This is a genomic window from Nocardia sp. PLKS1-43 (assembly GCF_059510335.1).
The window spans coordinates 588113-605353 of the sequence record NZ_JCAJZQ010000004.1; the positions used below are offsets into that span (position 1 = coordinate 588113).

The 17241-nt window shown below is 67.5% G+C and carries 17 protein-coding genes and 1 pseudogene; 12 read left to right on the forward strand and 6 right to left on the reverse strand.

The genetic code is table 11. The annotated features are described in order from the left end of the window. Positions 1-158: 158 nt before the first annotated feature. Entirely contained in the window at positions 159-578 is a 420-nt protein-coding gene (locus tag AC5WS7_RS18380) for a winged helix DNA-binding protein (RefSeq protein WP_495955711.1), read from the forward strand. A gap of 37 nt (positions 579-615) precedes the next feature. Here the strand turns inward: AC5WS7_RS18380 and AC5WS7_RS18385 are convergent, their stop codons facing one another. The 4 genes from AC5WS7_RS18385 to AC5WS7_RS18400 are packed head-to-tail and all read right to left on the reverse strand — an operon-like array spanning position 616 to position 4642. Next, complete coding sequence (locus AC5WS7_RS18385) at positions 616-2082, reverse strand: aldehyde dehydrogenase family protein (RefSeq protein WP_495955712.1); 1467 nt, start codon at positions 2080-2082, stop codon at positions 616-618. An 8-nt stretch (positions 2083-2090) separates the two neighbouring features. Beyond that, entirely contained in the window at positions 2091-2924 is an 834-nt protein-coding gene (locus AC5WS7_RS18390; protein WP_495955713.1) for a carboxymuconolactone decarboxylase family protein, read from the reverse strand. A gap of 57 nt (positions 2925-2981) precedes the next feature. Further along, positions 2982-3800: a mycofactocin-coupled SDR family oxidoreductase gene (locus tag AC5WS7_RS18395; protein ID WP_495955714.1), complete on the reverse strand. Its 819-nt coding sequence runs from the start codon at positions 3798-3800 to the stop codon at positions 2982-2984. A gap of 11 nt (positions 3801-3811) precedes the next feature. Beyond that, positions 3812-4642, reverse strand: coding sequence for a mycofactocin-coupled SDR family oxidoreductase (locus AC5WS7_RS18400; RefSeq protein ID WP_495955715.1), 831 nt, complete (start codon positions 4640-4642; stop codon positions 3812-3814). A gap of 157 nt (positions 4643-4799) precedes the next feature. Between AC5WS7_RS18400 and AC5WS7_RS18405 the strand changes: the two genes are divergently transcribed. Then, a complete protein-coding gene (locus tag AC5WS7_RS18405) occupies positions 4800-5414 on the forward strand; it encodes a TetR family transcriptional regulator (RefSeq protein ID WP_495955716.1) in 615 nt (204 codons plus the stop codon). Positions 5415-5440: 26 nt separating this feature from the next. Here the strand turns inward: AC5WS7_RS18405 and AC5WS7_RS18410 are convergent, their stop codons facing one another. Further along, a complete protein-coding gene (locus tag AC5WS7_RS18410; RefSeq protein WP_495955717.1) occupies positions 5441-6280 on the reverse strand; it encodes a mycofactocin-coupled SDR family oxidoreductase in 840 nt (279 codons plus the stop codon). A gap of 124 nt (positions 6281-6404) precedes the next feature. Next, entirely contained in the window at positions 6405-6968 is a 564-nt protein-coding gene (locus AC5WS7_RS18415) for a TetR/AcrR family transcriptional regulator (RefSeq protein WP_495955946.1), read from the reverse strand. Positions 6969-7212: 244 nt separating this feature from the next. Between AC5WS7_RS18415 and AC5WS7_RS18420 the strand changes: the two genes are divergently transcribed. The 10 genes and pseudogenes from AC5WS7_RS18420 (at position 7213) to AC5WS7_RS18465 (ending at position 17065) form a co-directional block, all read left to right on the forward strand. After that, the gene (locus tag AC5WS7_RS18420; RefSeq protein ID WP_495955718.1) at positions 7213-8499 is read left to right on the forward strand and encodes a cytochrome P450; all 1287 of its coding nucleotides are present in this window, start codon (positions 7213-7215) and stop codon (positions 8497-8499) included. 550 nt (positions 8500-9049) lie between these two features. Continuing rightward, positions 9050-9961, forward strand: a complete 912-nt coding sequence (locus AC5WS7_RS18425; protein WP_495955719.1) for an SAM-dependent methyltransferase — start codon at positions 9050-9052, stop codon at positions 9959-9961. 99 nt (positions 9962-10060) lie between these two features. After that, positions 10061-11101, forward strand: a complete 1041-nt coding sequence (locus AC5WS7_RS18430; protein WP_495955720.1) for an Lrp/AsnC family transcriptional regulator — start codon at positions 10061-10063, stop codon at positions 11099-11101. Positions 11102-11274: 173 nt separating this feature from the next. After that, the gene (gene recA / locus AC5WS7_RS18435) at positions 11275-12318 is read left to right on the forward strand and encodes a recombinase RecA (RefSeq protein WP_067668692.1); all 1044 of its coding nucleotides are present in this window, start codon (positions 11275-11277) and stop codon (positions 12316-12318) included. Positions 12319-13191: 873 nt separating this feature from the next. After that, positions 13192-13725, forward strand: a pseudogene (recX, locus tag AC5WS7_RS18440) (recombination regulator RecX); the annotation flags it as partial. Beyond that, entirely contained in the window at positions 13708-14121 is a 414-nt protein-coding gene (locus tag AC5WS7_RS18445; RefSeq protein WP_495955947.1) for a hypothetical protein, read from the forward strand. The pseudogene recX and the gene AC5WS7_RS18445, both read left to right, overlap by 18 nt. 49 nt (positions 14122-14170) lie before the next feature. Then, a complete protein-coding gene (locus AC5WS7_RS18450) occupies positions 14171-14545 on the forward strand; it encodes a hypothetical protein (RefSeq protein WP_495955721.1) in 375 nt (124 codons plus the stop codon). A gap of 26 nt (positions 14546-14571) precedes the next feature. Beyond that, positions 14572-15057 (forward strand): OsmC family protein, encoded by a 486-nt coding sequence (locus AC5WS7_RS18455; RefSeq protein ID WP_495955722.1) that lies wholly within the window; start codon positions 14572-14574, stop codon positions 15055-15057. 440 nt (positions 15058-15497) lie between these two features. Beyond that, on the forward strand, positions 15498-15659 hold the full coding sequence (locus AC5WS7_RS18460; protein ID WP_495955723.1) for a hypothetical protein: 162 nt from the start codon (positions 15498-15500) through the stop codon (positions 15657-15659). Positions 15660-15667: 8 nt separating this feature from the next. Then, on the forward strand, positions 15668-17065 hold the full coding sequence (locus AC5WS7_RS18465) for an MFS transporter (protein WP_495955724.1): 1398 nt from the start codon (positions 15668-15670) through the stop codon (positions 17063-17065). Positions 17066-17241 lie beyond the last annotated feature (176 nt).

Here is a 17241-nt window from a genome sequence, read left to right on the forward strand (position 1 = left end):
AACACGGTCCAGCCGCGGGACTCGCCCGATCATCCCGGCCGGCGGGCTCGAATCACGTCGCCCATGGAACACCTATCTTACGTAATAATATCGGTGCCGATGTATTCGGCCAATTACATCGATACCAATGCATGTGCTCTGCTCTAACCTGTGTCGGTATGGATGGAAGACGGCTGCACCGGCTGGGCAGGCATCTGATCGAGCTGGCTCGGAAGCTGAGTCTCGAGTCCGGTGTGGAGCGGCCCCCGGAGGGGGAGATCGCGGTGCTCACCGATGTGCTGGACAATCCCGGCAGCTCCGTCCGGGAGATCACCCAGCGGACCGGCTTCTCCCAGCCACACATCTCCGAATGCATCACCCGGCTGGTCGAGGACGCGATGCTGGCCACCGACGCCGATCCGCGAGACCGCCGCCGCACCCTCGTCTACCCGACCGACGCCCTCTTCCGGGCCATCGCCCGCCGCACCACCCCGCACCTGGACGACACCTTGACCGCCGCCCTCGGCGACCCCGCCAAGGCGCGGCGCGCCCGGGAACTGCTCACCGAGCTGGCGGATCTGCTGCTCCCGGACCAGTGAGCCAGCCACCGCGAAACATGCTGTTACCGTGGGTATCTCAGCTCATCCCGATGCGGATGTTCTTCACCTGGAGGAATTCGTACAGTCCGTCGAGTCCGCCGGTCCGGCCGAATCCGCTCTGCTTGTAGCCGCCGTACGGGCCCTGCGGTGAGATGTCGCTGATCTGGTTGACCCACACCGAACCGGCCTGCAACTGTCGCGAAACCCGGTGTGCCCGAGTCAGATCCCTCGTCTGAACGAAGGCGTTCAAGCCGTACTCGGTGTCGTTCGCCAGAGTGATCGCGTGCGCCTCGTCGCGGAAGGGGATCACCGAGACCACTGGGCCGAAGGTTTCGGTCCGCGCCAGTTCCGATCGGTTGTCCACACCGCCGAATACCGTGGGCTGTAGATAATATCCGTCGGCCAGCGCACCGCCGATCCGGCGGCCGCCGGTGAGCAGCTCCCCGGATCCGTCGGCGATCGTCCGCTCGATCACCCCGAGGATGCGCTCGGCAGCGCTCTCGCTGACGACCGGACCGAACACGACCGTGGGATCGAACGGATCGCCCACGGTCGCGGCCTCTATAGCCGCGACGAACTTCTCCGTGAACGCGCCGTGGACGGATTCGTGCACCAGCACCCGGCTCGCACTCGCACAGCTCTGTCCGGATTGCATGATCGGTCCCTGGTGGGCGGCGAGTTGCGCGGCCGCGTCGAGATCGGCGTCGGGGAACACGAGATTGGCCGATTTACCACCCAATTCGGCGACCACCGGGGTGAGGTTCACCGCCGCACCGGTCAGCACCCGGCGTGCGGTGTCCGCCCCGCCGGTGAAGTGGATCTTGCGGATTCCCGGATTCCGCACCAGCGCTTCACTACCGTGTGTGGCCGCCGGCACGACATTGACCAGCCCGGCGGGAAGCCCTGCCTCGGTGCATAATTCGCCGAGCCGCAGCGCCGCGAACGGGGCCAGCAGCGAGGGCTTCAGGACGACCGCGTTCCCCGCGGCCAGCGCCGGTGCGACACAGGAACCGGCCACCACCATCGAACCGTTCCACGGTGCGATCACGCCGACGACGCCGTAGGGCTCCCGCTCGACGAGATTCACGTCCGACGATCCGGTGACCGGCGTGCTCAGGCCGTGCGGCTTGTCGGCGTATCCCGCGAAGTACCGCAGAAAGCGTTCCAGCAGAATGGCATTGACCGCGAGTGATACCGGCACCGCGTAGTCGTGCACGTTGAGCCGGGTGAATTCGGGCATGGCTTCGTGCACGGCATCGGCCAGGTCGATCAGCAGGTCGCGGCGGCGGTCGGTCGGGTAGGCCGCCCACTCCCGCTGCGCGTCCCGGGCCGAGGCGACCGCCTGATCGATCTCGGCAGGTCCGGCCACGTGGACCGTGCCGTTGGTCCGGCCGGTCGCGGGATAGATGTGCTCATACGTCCCCTCGGACGTCCGGGTGACCCGATCCCCGCCGATCAGTGGTCCGCCCAGCAATGGCGGTGCGTTGTCGATATCGGTGGACATGCGTGCTCCTACGACGTCTCTGCCTCGTCCGCGCGCCACTCGTCGAGGACGCGGACCTTCTGCTCGGCGATCACCCGGTCCAGGTACGAGGCCTTCGGCCAGCCGGAATACGCGGCGAAATGCAGTGCGAATTCATCCATTTCGGTGAAGGACAGATCTCGGCTCTTCAGTGCCGCGTAGACGTGCGACATGATCGGGTAGGGCGCGTCCTGGAATGCCACGCACGCCACCGTGATCAACCGCCGCTCCTTCATGCCCAGGCCCGGCCGCGGCCACATCTCGCCGAAGACGAAGTTGAGGATGCCCGCGCCCTGGTACGGGTTGTCCCGGTCCGGGACATAGGGCAGGCAGTTGACCTCGCGGAAGGACTGCTCGCCACGGGCCAGCCGGGCCTGCGGATCGCTCGGCGTGACCAGCGGAAGCAGCGGTTCCGGCGGCGGAAGTTGCTGCCCGCGTTCGTGATTGACGCGTTCCCACTGCTGATCGACGATCATGTTGAGTCGCGAGGCCTTGGGCCAGCCCGCGTAGACCGCGAAATGCAGTACGGCTTCGCGGATCTCGGTGATGGTGATGTCGCCGCTGTTGAGCGCCGCGTACACGTGCTCCACGATCGGCGCCTCGGCATCGGCGTCCGCGACACAGGCCAGGGTGATGAAACGGCGCTCCCGCCGGGTCAATCCCGGCCGGGTCCAGATTTCGGCGAAGACGAAATCGATCAGGCCGCGGGCGATCACGGGACTCGAATCGTCCGGGGCCGCAACGGTCATCACCTCCCCGAACGTGCGCCTGCCGCGTTCGGCACGCGCGGGATCAATCGTCCCGGCGGTGTCGATCGTCGTCATGAGTTGTGCCTTCCGTGTGGTTGATCCGTTGGCGCGGTGGCCGATTCGCGAACCCGGTCATCTGACCGTGACGCCCGCATCGACCTTGAACTCCATGCCGGTGACGTATCGCGACTCGTCCGAGACCAGGTACAGCACGGCATTGCTGACATCCACGGCGTCGATCATCGGAACCGGCATCGCATTGCCGAACAGCGGCGCCAGATCCGGTCGCTGCTCGGACAGCAGCCCGAACAGCGATTCCGGATTCATCCCCGTCTGCACGCCGGTGGGATGCACGGTGTTCACCCGAATACTCTGTGCCGCAAGTTCGTTCGCCAAAGCCTTACTCATTCCGACAACCGCGTGTTTCGACGCGGTGTAGGGAGTGTGCAGCGGAGTTCCCTTGATCCCGGCGGCCGAGCTGATGTTGACCAGGCTGCCGCCCCGATCGACCAGATGCGGCAGGGCCGCGGCGCAGGTGTTCCAGGCTCCGATGAGGTTCACGTCGATCACCGTCCGCCAATGCTCGGAGGTGGTCGCATCCCAGGTCGCGGCGGTCAGAACGCCCGCGTTCGCCACTGCCGCGTCCAAGCCGCCCAGTTCGGTCACGCCGTCCTCGACAGCCGACGCCAGTGCCGCGGCGTCACGCACGTCCACGATCGCGGTGACGGCGCGACGCCCGAATTCGTCGACCAGTCGTGCGGTTTCGGCCAGATCCTCCGGCGTGGACAGCGGGTATTCCAGCTCCGGGAGCGATCGGCAGATGTCCACCAGGATCAGGTCCGCGCCCTCCTCGGCCAGGCGCACCGCGTGGCTACGGCCCATACCGCGCGCCGCGCCGGTGACCAGAACTCGTTTACCGGCCACCCGGCCGGCCGGATCGGTGTGCGTCATCTTCGCCTCGCTCAGAGTTTGTTGCAGAAGCCGGCGTCGACCGGGAGGGTCACGCCGGTGATGTACTTGGCCGCATCGGAGGCCAGGAATGCCACGGCATCGCTGATGTCCCGCGGTTCGAGCAGAGAGACCGGCATGGGGTTCATCAGATGCGGCCCGCCGTCGGGATTGTTCGCCGCCCACTCCATCATCTGCGGGTTGACCGCCATCATCGTGTTCACCGCGGTCGGATGCACCGTATTCACCCGAATGCTCTGGGCGGCAAGGTTGTTGGCCAGACAGCGCATGATGCCGACCATGGCGTGTTTGGAGGCGGCATAGCCCAGTCCGCCGCCGTCGAGCCCGCCCATGCCGACCAGACCCGCGGTCGAGCTGGTCAGGATGATGCTGCCGCCGCGACCGCCCGCGATCAGGTGCGGGATCGCGGCGCGGACCGTGTGGAACGTGCCGGACAGGTTCACCCCGATCACATCGGTCCACTGCGCGAGTTCGGTCTCGATCGGCACCTGCTCCAGTGACAGCGGCGCGATGCCCGCATTGGCGCAGACGATGTCCAATCGGCCGAATTCCGCGACACCGGCATCCAATGCCGCACGTACCGTGGCGAATTCGCGCACGTCGGCGATCGATCCGACCATCCGGCGCCCCTGATCCCGGACGAGCGCGATGGTCTCGTCGAGCTCGGCGCGGGTCGCGAGCGGGTACTTGTTGCTGGGGATGTCGGCACAGATGTCCACGCCGATGATGTCCGCGCCCTCGGCGGCCAATCGGACCGCGTGACTGCGGCCCTGCCCGCGCGCTACGCCGGTGATGAAGGCGACTCTGCCATCCAGTGAACCCATCGATCCTCGCTTCGAAGCCGAGTAGAACCCGCGCCGCCGGGCGATGTCACGGCGGAAGCACGGTTACCGTCAAACGCAAGTTATGCGCCTGTACTGCGGTAATCTGATTACCGTTTGGAGAGTAGCACGCTCTTTCGGGTGCGGGAAGGGATCTGTGTTGGGCGCGGAACATGTCGAGGCCGAACGGGACGAGACCGACGAGCAGGCGGCCGAACAGGCACACGACCGGATTCACCGAGCCGTGGTGGATCTGCTCGAAGCGGAAGGTTACGACGCGCTACAGGTGCGCGAGGTCGCCCGGCGCGCCCGGGTGTCCCTGACGAAGATCTACAAACTCTACGGCACCCGTGACGAATTGATCTGTGCCGCACTGGAAGTCTGGATGCGCGAGAACCGGTACGCGGGGCTGGAAGTGCGTGCGCACGGTGAGGAGTCGCTGTACGGCGGTCTGATGCGGGTGCTGCGCCGGATATTCGAACCGTGGGAGCGACATCCGGCGCTGCTCGCGGCCTATTCCCGGGCGCGTTCGGCGCCCGGCGGGGATACCCTCGTCCGCCGGGGATTCGAGGCGGTCGTTCCCGCCGCGATGGCCGTATTGGACGGTGTGGACAGCGATTTCGTCGACGACCTCGACACCATCGTGTCGAGTCTGGTCCACGGACTGCTCGGGCGCTTCGCCCGCGGCGAGATCGAGGTATCGCAGATCGTGCCCGCGCTCGACCGGACCGTGTACTGGCTCACCACAGGGTATCTCGCCGAGCGCGGACGTTGATCATCCGGAAACTGTTGTGCGAACCCCTATTTCAGGGTGCTGCCCGCATCGATGGTAACGGGCAGGCCGGTGATGTACCGGGACTCGTCCGAGGCCAGGAACAGTACCGCGTTGCTGATGTCCACCGGCTCGACCCAGCCGATCGGCAGCACGTGCATGAACTGCGCGACCGGGGCGAAATCCTCCTTGGTCGGGTTCTCCAGGTCCGGGCGGAACAGTTTCATCGTGCCCGCGTTCATGAACATGGGAGTGTTCACGTTCGTGGGGCAGACGGCGTTGACGCGAATGGAATGTTCGCCCAGTTCCACGGCGAAGCTGCGCATCATGCCGATGACGCCGTGCTTGGCGGCGATGTAGTGGCCGGTGTTCGGGTACGCCTTGAGCCCGCCCACCGAGCTGGTCAGTACGATCGAGCCACCCGCGCCCCCCGAGAGCAGGTGGGGCACACCGGCTTTCACGGTTTTCCAGACGCCGGACAGGTTGATTCCGATCATGGTGTCCCAGTCCCGCTCGCTGGTCTTGTCCAGCGTCGCGCCGCCGTTGCCGATACCGGCGTTGGCCACGATGACGTCCAGCCGGCCCAGTTGTTCGACGCCGCTGTCGACCGCCGCCTGTAGCGCGTCGAAGTCGCGCACGTCGACCTCCGCGGTGACGATGCGACGTCCGAGGCCCTTGATCAGATCGGCCGTCTCGGCCAGGTCCTCCGGGGTGGACGCCGGAATGACGTCACTGCCGCTGACCGGTTTGCAGACGTCCACCGCGATGATGTCCGCGCCCTCCTGGGCCAGCCGTACCGCGTGACTGCGGCCCTGACCTCGTGCCGCACCCGTGATGAAGGCGACCTTGCCCTCGACCCGCCCAGCCATGAAACCACCTCGTCGGTCTCGGATCGAGCGGTCGACGCTCGACCTCGTGTGTCGATCGGACTTTCCTGATCGATCGATCAAACTGTGACACCGGCGGGGTGTGCTGTCAACGGTTCCGGCGGAACTACGAGGCGGGGTCGCGGCGCGAATTGCGTACCGGCAGTGGGCTGGCGAACCGATTCATGTAGCCCTCGACGAAGGCGCGCAGCTCGGCGTGCCCCTGTTCGACCCCCACCGCGCCCTCGTTGCACAGGATGCGCGCCGCGCCGGTGAGCAGCATCGACATCACCACCGGCGGGAACTCCTCGAGGTCGACGCCGTACGCGCGCAGCACCAGGGTCACCGCCGCGGTCTCGATGTCGCGGACTCGCTCGGCGTAGATCCGCAGCTCGGTCCCGATCGCCTTGCGGTGGTTCGCCAGCGCCATGAATTCCATGTTGAGCTGCGTGAACCTGGTGTCGGTGTTGATCGTCCACAGCGCGCGCAGCGGGTCGTCCTCGGTGATCGCCTGACGCATCCGCTCCAGCGCGCCCTCCGCGCCGGTGCGCAATACCGCCAGGAACAGGTCGTCCATCGTGGGAAAGTAGTAGTAGACCAGCGCCGAGCGCACCCCGGCCGCCGCGGCCACCCGGCGCGAGGTCGCCGCCGCGTAGCCTTCCTCGCGCATGATCTGGGCGGTCGCCTCCATCAGCCGTTCGCGCGCACCCGCGTCCCCGCCCTTGCTCACGCGCGAGCCCGTCGCGCGGCGGGAATACCGAAAACTCCTGCGATGTGCGGGCTTCGGATCGGATGCGCTGTCCTTGACCGCCCGGCGCGCTTCGTGATAAGCATGGGCCATTCTAACAGTTTGATCGATCGATCAGCATTTGCCCGAGGCGCGGAAACCGTGCGGGGCGGATGCGGCCGACGACTCCGATCCACGGCGGTGTGCAATGACCGATCCGGCAACACTCGACTACTTCTCCGATCCGCAGCTCGCGCAGGACCCCTACGACTACCTGGCCACACTGCGCAGCCGGAACCCGGTGTTCCGCGAACCGCACTACGGCGTCCTGGCCGTCACCGGATATCAGGAGGCGGTGCAGGCGTTCCGCGATACGGATTCCTTCTCGGCGTGCGTCTCGATCGGCGGGCCGTTCCCGCCGCTGCCGTTCCAGCCCGCCGGCGACGACATCACCGCGCAGATCGGCGAAAACCGCCATCTGTTCCCGATTTTCGAGCATATGGTCACCATGGACCCGCCGGAACACACCCGGGCCCGCTCGCTGCTGAGCCGGTTGTTGACGCCCAAGCGCCTGAAGGAGAACGAGGAGTACATGTGGCGGCTGGCCGACCGCCAGCTCGACGAATTCCTCGCCGCGGGCCGGTGCGAATTCCTCGCCGATTACGCCAAACCGTTCGCCACCCTGGTCATCGCGGACCTGCTGGGCGTGCCCGAGGCGGATCGCGAGACGTTCCGGGAAACCCTTGCCGGACATGCGACTCCGGGCAGCCGGGTAGGTGCGCTCGACCACGAACCGGTGGGCAGGAATCCCCTGGAATGGCTGGAGGACACCTTCGGCGAGTACATCGCCGACCGCCGCCGCACACCGCGCGGGGACATCCTGAGTGCGCTGGCGTCCACGACCTATCCCGACGGCGTCACACCCGAGATCATCGAGGTGGTCCGCCCCGCGACCTTCCTGTTCGCCGCCGGGCAGGAGACGGTCACCAAACTGCTCAGCGCCGCGGTGCGCGTGCTGGCCGAGCGGCCCGAACTGCAACGGGCCCTGCGCGAGGATCGTCGGCTGGTCGGCCCCTTCATGGAGGAGTCGCTGCGCACCGAGAGTCCGACCAAGGTGGATTTCCGGTTGGCGCGCAAGACGACTCGGCTCGGTGACGTCGACGTCCCGGCCGGCACCGTACTGATGCTGTGCATCGGCGCGGCCAACCGCGATCCGCGCAAGTTCGAGGACCCGGACGAATTCCGGCTCGATCGGCACAACGCCCGAGAGCACATCGCGTTCGGCCGCGGCATCCACACCTGCGCGGGCGCACCGCTGGCCCGCGCGGAAGGTCAGGTGACCCTGAACCGGATGCTGGATCGCCTGCGGGACATCACGATCGACGACGCCGTGCACGGCCCGGCGGAACAGCGCAGCTATCGATACGAGCCGACCTTCCTGTTGCGCGGACTGCGCGAGCTGAACATCGAATTCGAACTCGCGGACGCCGGGTGATTCACGGGGCTCGCACCGGCACGTGGGCTGACTCCGGCAGTCCGTATCACCGGATCTGCGGTACGAACCGATAACGGGGCCCGCACCGGCACGGGCGGGCCGGCTCCGGAGGTCTGTATCACCGGGTCCGCGGTACGAACCGATACCTGATGGGCAGCGGCGCGGCGCGGGGCGTTCGGATGTCGCGTCGCGCGGATCGGGTCGGCAGCGTGCCGGATTCGTGCTCGAGGGGGGATCCGGGTCCGGACGCGGCTACCGCGCCACCGGATGTGCCGACGATCCGGCTCCGCGATGAGATGCGCGAGATCGATTGCGGGGCAGGCCGTTCGGTGCGTTCTCGGGCAGTCCGGCAGACGGCCCGAGCTGCCGGTCGAACAGCGTGAGGCGTGGCCGGGCGGATCTTCCGCCGATTCGGCCCGGACCGCACGATACGACCGCGTGACGACTGTCTGCGGCGGAATCGGTCAGGGAGACCGCTCGGCATGGAGGAAACTCGCCGAGCTGTCCGTGCCGGCTGCTGATTCGGCCGGCTCGCCGATAGCGTGACCGCATGCGAAGCGATAGTGACGACTGGGACATCACTACGAGTGTGGGGTCGACAGCGCTGTTCGTGGCGGCCGCGCGAACCCTGGCCGGGCGGGAGGATGATCCGCTCGCGGTAGATCCGCTGGCCGAGCTGTTCCTGCGGGCCGCGGGCGGGGAGTGGGCGCTGCTGGCCGATCCCGATCCCGAACCCACCCGCGACCACATTCTGCGGTCGCAGGATTTCGGGATCTCCTTCCGCGCCCATATCGCCGGGCGGACAAGGTATTTCGACGACTACCTGCGCCTGGCCAGGGAGGCGGGCATCGCGCAGGTGGTGATCCTGGCGGCGGGCCTCGACGCCCGCGCCTACCGGCTGCCGTATCTCGCGGGTGCGGTGGTCTACGAACTCGATCGGCCGCAGGTGCTGGAATTCAAACACGAGACACTGGCCGAGGCCGGAATCCAACCGGTCGCCGACCGTCGCGAGGTCGCGGTGGACCTGCGGGAGAATTGGCTCGATGCGTTGCGCGACAACGGTTTCGACCCCGCGGCGCCGACCGCCTGGCTGGTGGAGGGACTGCTGATCTACATCACCCCCGAGGCGCAGGACCAACTGTTCGCGACGCTCGATTCGGCCAGTGCGGCGGGCAGTCGCGCCGCCATCGAGCAGATGACGCCGCTGCCGCAGGAGCAGTACGCCGAGATGGTCGAATCCGAGCAGGCCGATGACGAGGCGAAGAGCGATTGGGCCCGGCTGATCTACAACGACCCGAGATCCGATGCGGCACAGTGGTTCTCCGAACGCGGCTGGGATACCGAGCGCACCGGGCTCGCCGAGTATCTGCGTGCGGCCGGGCGTTCGCTGCCGCCGGTCGAGATGGGCCGGGGACATGTCGGCGCGCCGCTGGTCGATCTGGTGACCGTCATCCGCCGGTGACGGGCGCGGCCGGTGCCGGGACGGGAACGGTACCGGGGTGAGCGTGCGGCATACTGGGATATCCGCCCGGCAACCGACCAGCAGCATGGGAATCCCCGCATGACCGTCGATGGAGCGCACGAATCCTCCGTACTCGACCCGCTGGACCGGCAGGTCGTGCACGGCCTGGTCACCGACCCGCGCATTCCGTTCGCGAAACTCGGTGCGGTGCTGGGTGTTTCGGAGCAGACCGTGGCGCGTCGCTATCGTTCGCTGCGCGGGCGCGGCATCCTGCACATCTCCGGTCTGGTGAACGCGGTGCCGCTGGGCAGCACGCGGTGGATGCTGCGGCTGGGCTCGACTCCGGACAAGGCGCTACGGCTGGCCGAATCGCTGGCGCGGCTGCCGGATGTCAGTTGGGTGGCGCTGCTGTCGACCGGTTCGGAGGTGACCTGCGTGAGCCGCCCGCGCACGGCCGAGCAGCGAGACGCGTTACTGCTCAACATCCTTCCGCGCGCCAGTCAGGTGACGCGGTTGAACGCGTACGAGATCATCCACCGCTTCCCGCTCGAGGAGGAGTGGCCGCGTTTCGGCAGCCTGCTGACCGCGGAACAGCGTGCGGCGCTGGGCTCCTCGACTCGATCGGCCGCCGATCCGGCGGGGCCGGACGAGCCGATGGACCTGTCGGCGGCCGACGAGGCGATGCTGGCGCTGCTGAGCCGTGACGGGCGCGCCTCGTACGCCCGGATCGCCGCCGAGACCGGATGGAGTGCGACCCGGGCCGCGCGCCGGATGGCCGAGCTGGTGCAGGCCGGCGTGCTGTATTTCGATCTGGACTTCGCGATCGAGCGGATGGGATACGCGGTGCGCGCCTCGCTGTGGATGCGGACCCGCCCGGCCGACCTGCACGCGGTTGGCACCGCCGTCGCCGCCTTTCCCGAGACGGCGTTCGTCGCCGCCACCACCGGCGCGACCAACCTGATCGCCTCGATCGTCTGCCGCGACACCGCGCATCTGTACCGGTACGTCACCGAGCGGCTGGGTCCCCTCGACGGCATCACCGACGTCGAGGTCACCCCGTCGCTGCGGGTGTTCAAGCAGGCCCAGGCGCTGATGGGCGCGGACCGGATCACGGTGGTGCCGCCGGACCGGAGGTCCTGAACCGGTCGGCGAGCGGGGCGTGCGACCGCCCGGCGAAGCGGGGGAGGGGAGGTCAGGCGTGTCGCTTGCCTCGAACACGTGTTCGTCTAAGCTGGTCGGCAGAACTTGTCGGTGCCGCCCTCTACTGTGGGCGCCAACCACACAACGATCACCCGTGAGAAGGGGAACAGACGATGGCACCACAGGCCTACGACCGCGACAAGGCTCTCGAACTCGCTCTGGCTCAGGTGGAGAAGAGCTTCGGCAAGGGTGCGGTGATGCGCCTCGGGGAGGAGGCGCGCCAGCCCATCTCGGTCATTCCGACAGGTTCCATCGCGCTGGACGTCGCCCTGGGCCTGGGCGGTCTGCCGCGGGGCCGCATCATCGAGATCTACGGTCCGGAATCCTCCGGTAAGACCACGCTCGCCATGCACGCCATCGCCAATGCCCAGGCCAACGGCGGTGTCGCGGCCATGATCGACGCCGAGCACGCCATGGACCCGGACTACGCCCGCAAGTTGGGCGTGGACACCGACGCCCTGCTGGTCTCCCAGCCCGACACCGGTGAGCAGGCGCTCGAAATCGCCGACATGCTCGTGCGTTCCGGCGCGCTGGACATCATCGTCATCGACTCGGTGGCCGCGCTGGTGCCCCGCGCCGAGATCGAGGGCGAGATGGGCGACAGCCACGTCGGTCTGCAGGCCCGCCTGATGAGCCAGGCGCTGCGCAAGATGACCAGCGCGCTCAACAACTCCGGCACCACCGCCATCTTCATCAACCAGCTGCGCGAGAAGATCGGCGTCATGTTCGGCTCGCCCGAGACCACCACCGGCGGTAAGGCGCTGAAGTTCTACGCCTCGGTGCGCCTGGACATCCGCCGGATCGAGACGCTGAAGGACGGCACCGACGCGGTCGGCAACCGCACCCGCGTCAAGGTCGTCAAGAACAAGGTGGCCCCGCCGTTCAAGCAGGCCGAGTTCGACATTCTCTACGGTGTGGGCATCTCCAAGGAGGGCTCGATCATCGATATGGGTGTCGAGCACGGATTCATCCGCAAGTCCGGGTCCTGGTACACCTACGAGGGCGATCAGCTCGGTCAGGGCAAGGAGAACGCGCGCAAGTTCCTGCTGGAGAACGTCGATGTGCGCAACGAGATCGAGAAGAAGATCAAGGAGAAGCTCGGCATCGGTGCCGATGTCACCGCAGACGCGGGCGCCGAGGCGCCCGTCGACTTCTAACCGATGCCGCACCGAGAAACGCCGGGGTCCGGGCCCGCCCGCGACCCCGGCGCGACTCGGCTCGAAGCGGTGGAACGCCTGCGCCGCCAACTCGAACGACTCGAGTCCGGCGGGCGTGCACGCGCGGACGAGTCCGCCGAGTCCGTTCGGCCGTATCGCCGCCCGGCCCGCAGGAAATCGTCCGGAGCGGGGGAGAACGGCAGCGGCCTGTGGCGTTCCGATGACGGTCCGATAGGCGCGGATGCCGGCGAACATCACTCGGGCAACTCCCGCACCGCCGCCCCGGACGACCGTGGTGGTACGTCCGATACCGGCCCGCGACTTCGGGGCCCCGATTCCGAGTCCGGCGGAAGTGAGTGGATCGGCCCGGAACTGCGGCACGACGGTCCTGCGTCCAGGGGGCTCGACGGCGAATTCGGCAAATCCGCTCGGCAGGACTCGGACTTCGGCCGCTACTGGCCTCCGGGGCGAGGGGAAGGCACACCACGCACACAGCGTCCCGGCGGTGATGCGGCCGTCGTCGCCGAGGGAGCGCCGCACTCTTCGAGGCCGGACGATGCGACATCCCCGGCGTCGTTCGCGCGTTCTGAGCCTGGACGGACGCCCCGTGCACCCGGCCGCGGGCAGCAGTATGAATCCCGTTCCGGCCGAACGGGTTCCGATTCGCTTCCCCGCACACGGCGATCGGGCGATGATTCGTTCGCAGAGGGAACCTGGCCGGGCACCAGCGCCGGAGGTTCCTCTGCCCGACGGCGATCGGGTGAAGGATCGGTCGGGGATGCGGCGGCACGGCTCGGAGACCGGGCGAACGAGCACGGTGCCGGACGGCGATTCGGGGATGGACTGCCGCAGAAGGGGATTGGTTCGGACGCTGTGCCGGACGAATCCGGGCGTCGTGCTCGGCGAGGGGCACGGCGGCCGGGGGAGGATGGGCAGAGGGAGGCTGCGGCGGGAACCGAGGCGCAGGCCAAGGATCTGTGTCTGCGGCTGCTGACCGATCGGGCTCGTAGCCGGGCAGAATTGGCGGACAAGTTGGCGGACAAGGGATTCGCGTCCGATGTCGCCGAGCGGGCGCTTGATCGGCTCGCCGCTGTCGGTCTGATCGACGATGCGGCATTCGCCGAGCAGTGGGTGCATTCCCGGCACACGTACTCCGGGAAGGGGAAGAAGGTGCTCGCCCAGGAGTTGCGGCGTAAAGGCGTCGCGCCCGAGGTCGCGGCTCCGGCGTTGGAATCCGTCAGCGCCGACGACGAACACGCCCGCGCCACGGAGTTGGTACACCGCAAGTTGCGTACTCTCCCCGCGGACCTGGACCGCGACAAGGCGACTCGCCGACTCGTGGGAATGCTGGCTCGCAAGGGCTACGACCCTTCCACCGCCTATACGGTCGTGAAGGCAGCGATCGCCGAGGCCGACCTCCCGGCCCCGCCCCGCCTCGAGCGCCCCGGATCGACCCTGCGTCGCACCGAACCATCCGAGCACACGACAGCGGATGATCTCGCCGCCCTCGACCACGCGGCGCCGAGCGGCATTCGACGCGATGACGTCGGCGACCACGCCGCCGAGGATGGCGATATCGCTGATCACCACATCGCCATTGCCGACCTCGCCGCCGATCGCGACGCCCTCTCCGAGGATGCGGCCATCGCCCTCATCCAGCGCAAACTGCGCACCAGTCCCCGGAACCTGGACCGCGACAAACTGATCCAACGCATGGTAGGCATGCTCGCCCGACGCGGCTACAACCAATCCCGAGCCTATGCACTCGTCAAAGCCGAGCTGGCGGCCGCAGGCATCGGATGATCCGGCACTGTCGGCCGGAATCGTCCAAGCGGATGTGGAAGATCCCGCCGTGGCCGAGGTGCTGTTCGCCGCGATCGGCGGTGATCGTTCCCGGCTCACCGCAGCATGTGATTACTACCGGAATGATTGCACCGCAACACTACTCGCGCTGATCGTGCACGGTCGACCGGTCGGTGTAGCGGGATACGAGGTGGGGCGCTCCGATGCCGCAGCTCTCGGTTTCTATCTCGCCGCAGGGTTCGCCGCCACCGCACCCGGTGAGAAATATTCTGGTGTCGAACGTTTCCGGGTGGATCTGCCCGGACTCTCGCCGGAACGGCCTGCCGGGCCACCTGCCCGAGGCGGATTGCGGGATAAATTCGATGGCAGGGTTCGCTACCCGTGCGAGACGATCGACGAACATCTGCTCGCGGGTGTGCGGTGAACAGTTCGAATACGACTCGGGAAAGAGTGTCTGTGGCGTCGAAGACTCATCACTATGCAGTGGACGTGATCTGGACCGGCAATACCGGAACGGGCACCAGCGGTTATCGGGAATACGAACGCGCGCACGACATCACGGCGGCGGGTAAGCCGGTGATCGCGGGCACCGCCGATCCCGCTTTCCGCGGTGTGCCGGAGCGATGGAATCCGGAAGAGTTGCTGGTCGCCAGCTTGTCGCAGTGCCACATGCTGTGGTTTCTCGCGCTCTGCGCGCAGGAGCGGATAGTCGTCACGGATTACACCGATCATCCGTCCGGGACGATGGTCGAGTCAGCCGAGGGCGGCGGGAAGTTCTCGGAAGTGGTGTTGCGCCCGCAGGTGCGCATAGCCGACGCCGCACACGCCGACCGCACCCGGACCCTGCACGAGCGCGCGCACGAACTCTGCTACATCGCAAACTCCGTCAATTTCGACGTCCGCTGCGAGCCGGTCGTATCGGTGGCAAGCGAATAGACCGAAGAGGTCCGAGCGCGAAATCCGACCGGTGTAAAGCCATGGTGATGGTTGCGCCGGCCGTGAGCCGGTCTGCTCCTGGGCGGTGGTCGAATGCCGTGCGGACTATCCGGCTCGCAACCCGAAGTGGGTGATGCCGTGCGCGGTGAACGAGGCGTAGGCGGGTGCCGGGACCCGTTCACCGCGGCGGCATTCCGCGTGTACAACCGCCGACTGCTCAGCGATGTAGTGGCTGGCTGATGGAGCAGCGTGGGGCTCCGACGGGTGGAGTCACGGTCGTGGGGCAGCGGTCACCCCAGCATGTCTACGAAAGCCCCCTCCCGACGTCTTGGGCGGTCAACGCGCCGACGGTGACGAGCCGCTGTCGATCCCAGCGCATCAACATCGCATTGAGATGTATCACATTTATTTAGTAGTTAGTAACTAGTAACTTAGCGCTCATGGCTGTACGGATGAGCAGAACCGAACGAGGTGGCCGGGGCGGCACGGGACTCGATCCGATGAACGTGCAGAGCCTCGCCCAGGACATGCCGCTGAACCTCTGTGCCGCAACGGCTGTCGGGCAGGTCGACGCGCCGGCCGAAAGCGTGCGCCCGCGATGAGCATCCCCATGAACGACCGCGGCGAGGCCTCTGCCCAGCAAGGCCGACATCTGAGTGCGGCACTGGTGTGCACGGCGTTGGCGGGTGCGGTGGTCGGCAGTGTCGGAGCGCCGCTGATCACCCCGGTCGCCACGGGAATGCGGGTGTCACTGGACGCCGCGCAGTGGACCTTGACGGTGACGTTGTTCAGTGGCGCGATCGCGGGCCCGGTCCTGGGCAGGCTCGGCAGCGGCCCGTACCGTCGTGTCACGATTCTGGTCACACTCGCCCTGGTCATGGTGGGCGGGCTGTTGACCGTGCTGCCACTTCCGTTCGCGGCGTTGCTGATCGGGCGCGGATTGCAGGGGCTCGCGGTCGCCGTCGGTGCGCTGTTGATGAGTGTTGCCCGCGCACATCTGCCAGCGGAGCGTTCGGCCTCGACGATCGCCGCGCTATCGGTCGCGTCGACCGTGGGCATCGGGGTCGGCTACCCGGCGATCAGCCTGGTCGACCAACTCGCGGGCCTGCGCGCCGCATACGGACTCGGACTCCTGCTGTCGGCGGCCGCGCTCGTCATCGCTTGGCGGACACTGCCTTTCGATGAGCCGGGGGAGGTGTCCCGGATCGATGTCGCCGGCGCACTGCTGTTGGCTCTGGGCACCCTCGGACTCCTGCTCGTGGTCGCGGAACCGTCGATATGGGCGACCGCATGGCAGGCGGGCGGCATCCTCGGCGGTTCGGTCGCGGTCCTGGCGGTGTGGGCGCTCGTCGAACTGCGCACCACGGCTCCGCTGGTGGACCTGCGGTTGCTCGGTCGTGGTCCCGTCCTGCGCGCGAACCTGGCGATACTCGTCGCCGGGGCAGGTTTGTATCTGCTGTTCAGTCTGTTCACTCGCTATGTGCAGACGCCCGCCGGTGCTCATTACGGGTTCGCACTCCCCGGCGTCGCCGCAGGCGCGGCCCTGATCCCGTTCTCGTTACTCGGATTCGTCGCGGGAAAAGCGGTGCCGCGCATGATCGCGCGCAGTACCGAACGCCGGACGTATGCGCTGTCGGTGATGATCGCCATCGTCAGCGCGCTGCTGTTCGCCGCCGATCGCTCGCTCCCGGCAGTCCTCGCCGCGATCGCCCTGCTCGGCTTCGCGGTCGGAGGCGTCTTCGCGGTGATGCCCGAACTCGTCCTTTCCGGCGTACCTCGGGCGGAGACGGCCAGCGTGCTGTCGATCAACCAGATCGCCCGCAGCATCGGAATGAGTATCGGCAGCGCACTCGCGGGCTTCCTGCTCGCCGCCACCACTGCGAGCGGTGCGATGCTCCCCACCCGCAGCGGCTACATCACCGCTGCACTGTGGGCACTGCCTCCGCTCGCCGCCAGCGCACTCGTCATCGGCATCCACCGATCGCCGCGTCGAGCGTCGGCGTCCTGACCCGCGACAGCCGGTCGGCCGACCAGGCCGAGTGCGGCCCGCACCCGTGCGAGCCTTCGCGACACCGGAATCGTTCTGCCGGAACAGGATTCCGTCGATGCGTGCCGCTGGCTGGACGAAGAAGATGCCCGATCGGCAGCGCGGCCTGCCCGAGGCCGCGTCGGGCCGATGCTGCG

Coding starts and splice junctions, on each gene's coding strand:
- AC5WS7_RS18390 (WP_495955713.1), bottom strand. CDS start 2,924: ATGACGACGATCGACACCGCCGGGACGATTGATCCCGCGCGTGCCGAA.
- AC5WS7_RS18460 (WP_495955723.1), top strand. CDS start 15,498: ATGGCTGTACGGATGAGCAGAACCGAACGAGGTGGCCGGGGCGGCACG.
- AC5WS7_RS18385 (WP_495955712.1), bottom strand. CDS start 2,082: ATGTCCACCGATATCGACAACGCACCGCCATTGCTGGGCGGACCACTG.
- AC5WS7_RS18395 (WP_495955714.1), bottom strand. CDS start 3,800: ATGACGCACACCGATCCGGCCGGCCGGGTGGCCGGTAAACGAGTTCTG.
- AC5WS7_RS18400 (WP_495955715.1), bottom strand. CDS start 4,642: ATGGGTTCACTGGATGGCAGAGTCGCCTTCATCACCGGCGTAGCGCGC.
- AC5WS7_RS18415 (WP_495955946.1), bottom strand. CDS start 6,968: ATGGAGGCGACCGCCCAGATCATGCGCGAGGAAGGCTACGCGGCGGCG.
- AC5WS7_RS18410 (WP_495955717.1), bottom strand. CDS start 6,280: ATGGCTGGGCGGGTCGAGGGCAAGGTCGCCTTCATCACGGGTGCGGCA.
- AC5WS7_RS18430 (WP_495955720.1), top strand. CDS start 10,061: ATGACCGTCGATGGAGCGCACGAATCCTCCGTACTCGACCCGCTGGAC.
- recA (WP_067668692.1), top strand. CDS start 11,275: ATGGCACCACAGGCCTACGACCGCGACAAGGCTCTCGAACTCGCTCTG.
- AC5WS7_RS18465 (WP_495955724.1), top strand. CDS start 15,668: ATGAACGACCGCGGCGAGGCCTCTGCCCAGCAAGGCCGACATCTGAGT.
- AC5WS7_RS18380 (WP_495955711.1), top strand. CDS start 159: ATGGATGGAAGACGGCTGCACCGGCTGGGCAGGCATCTGATCGAGCTG.
- AC5WS7_RS18420 (WP_495955718.1), top strand. CDS start 7,213: ATGACCGATCCGGCAACACTCGACTACTTCTCCGATCCGCAGCTCGCG.
- AC5WS7_RS18425 (WP_495955719.1), top strand. CDS start 9,050: ATGCGAAGCGATAGTGACGACTGGGACATCACTACGAGTGTGGGGTCG.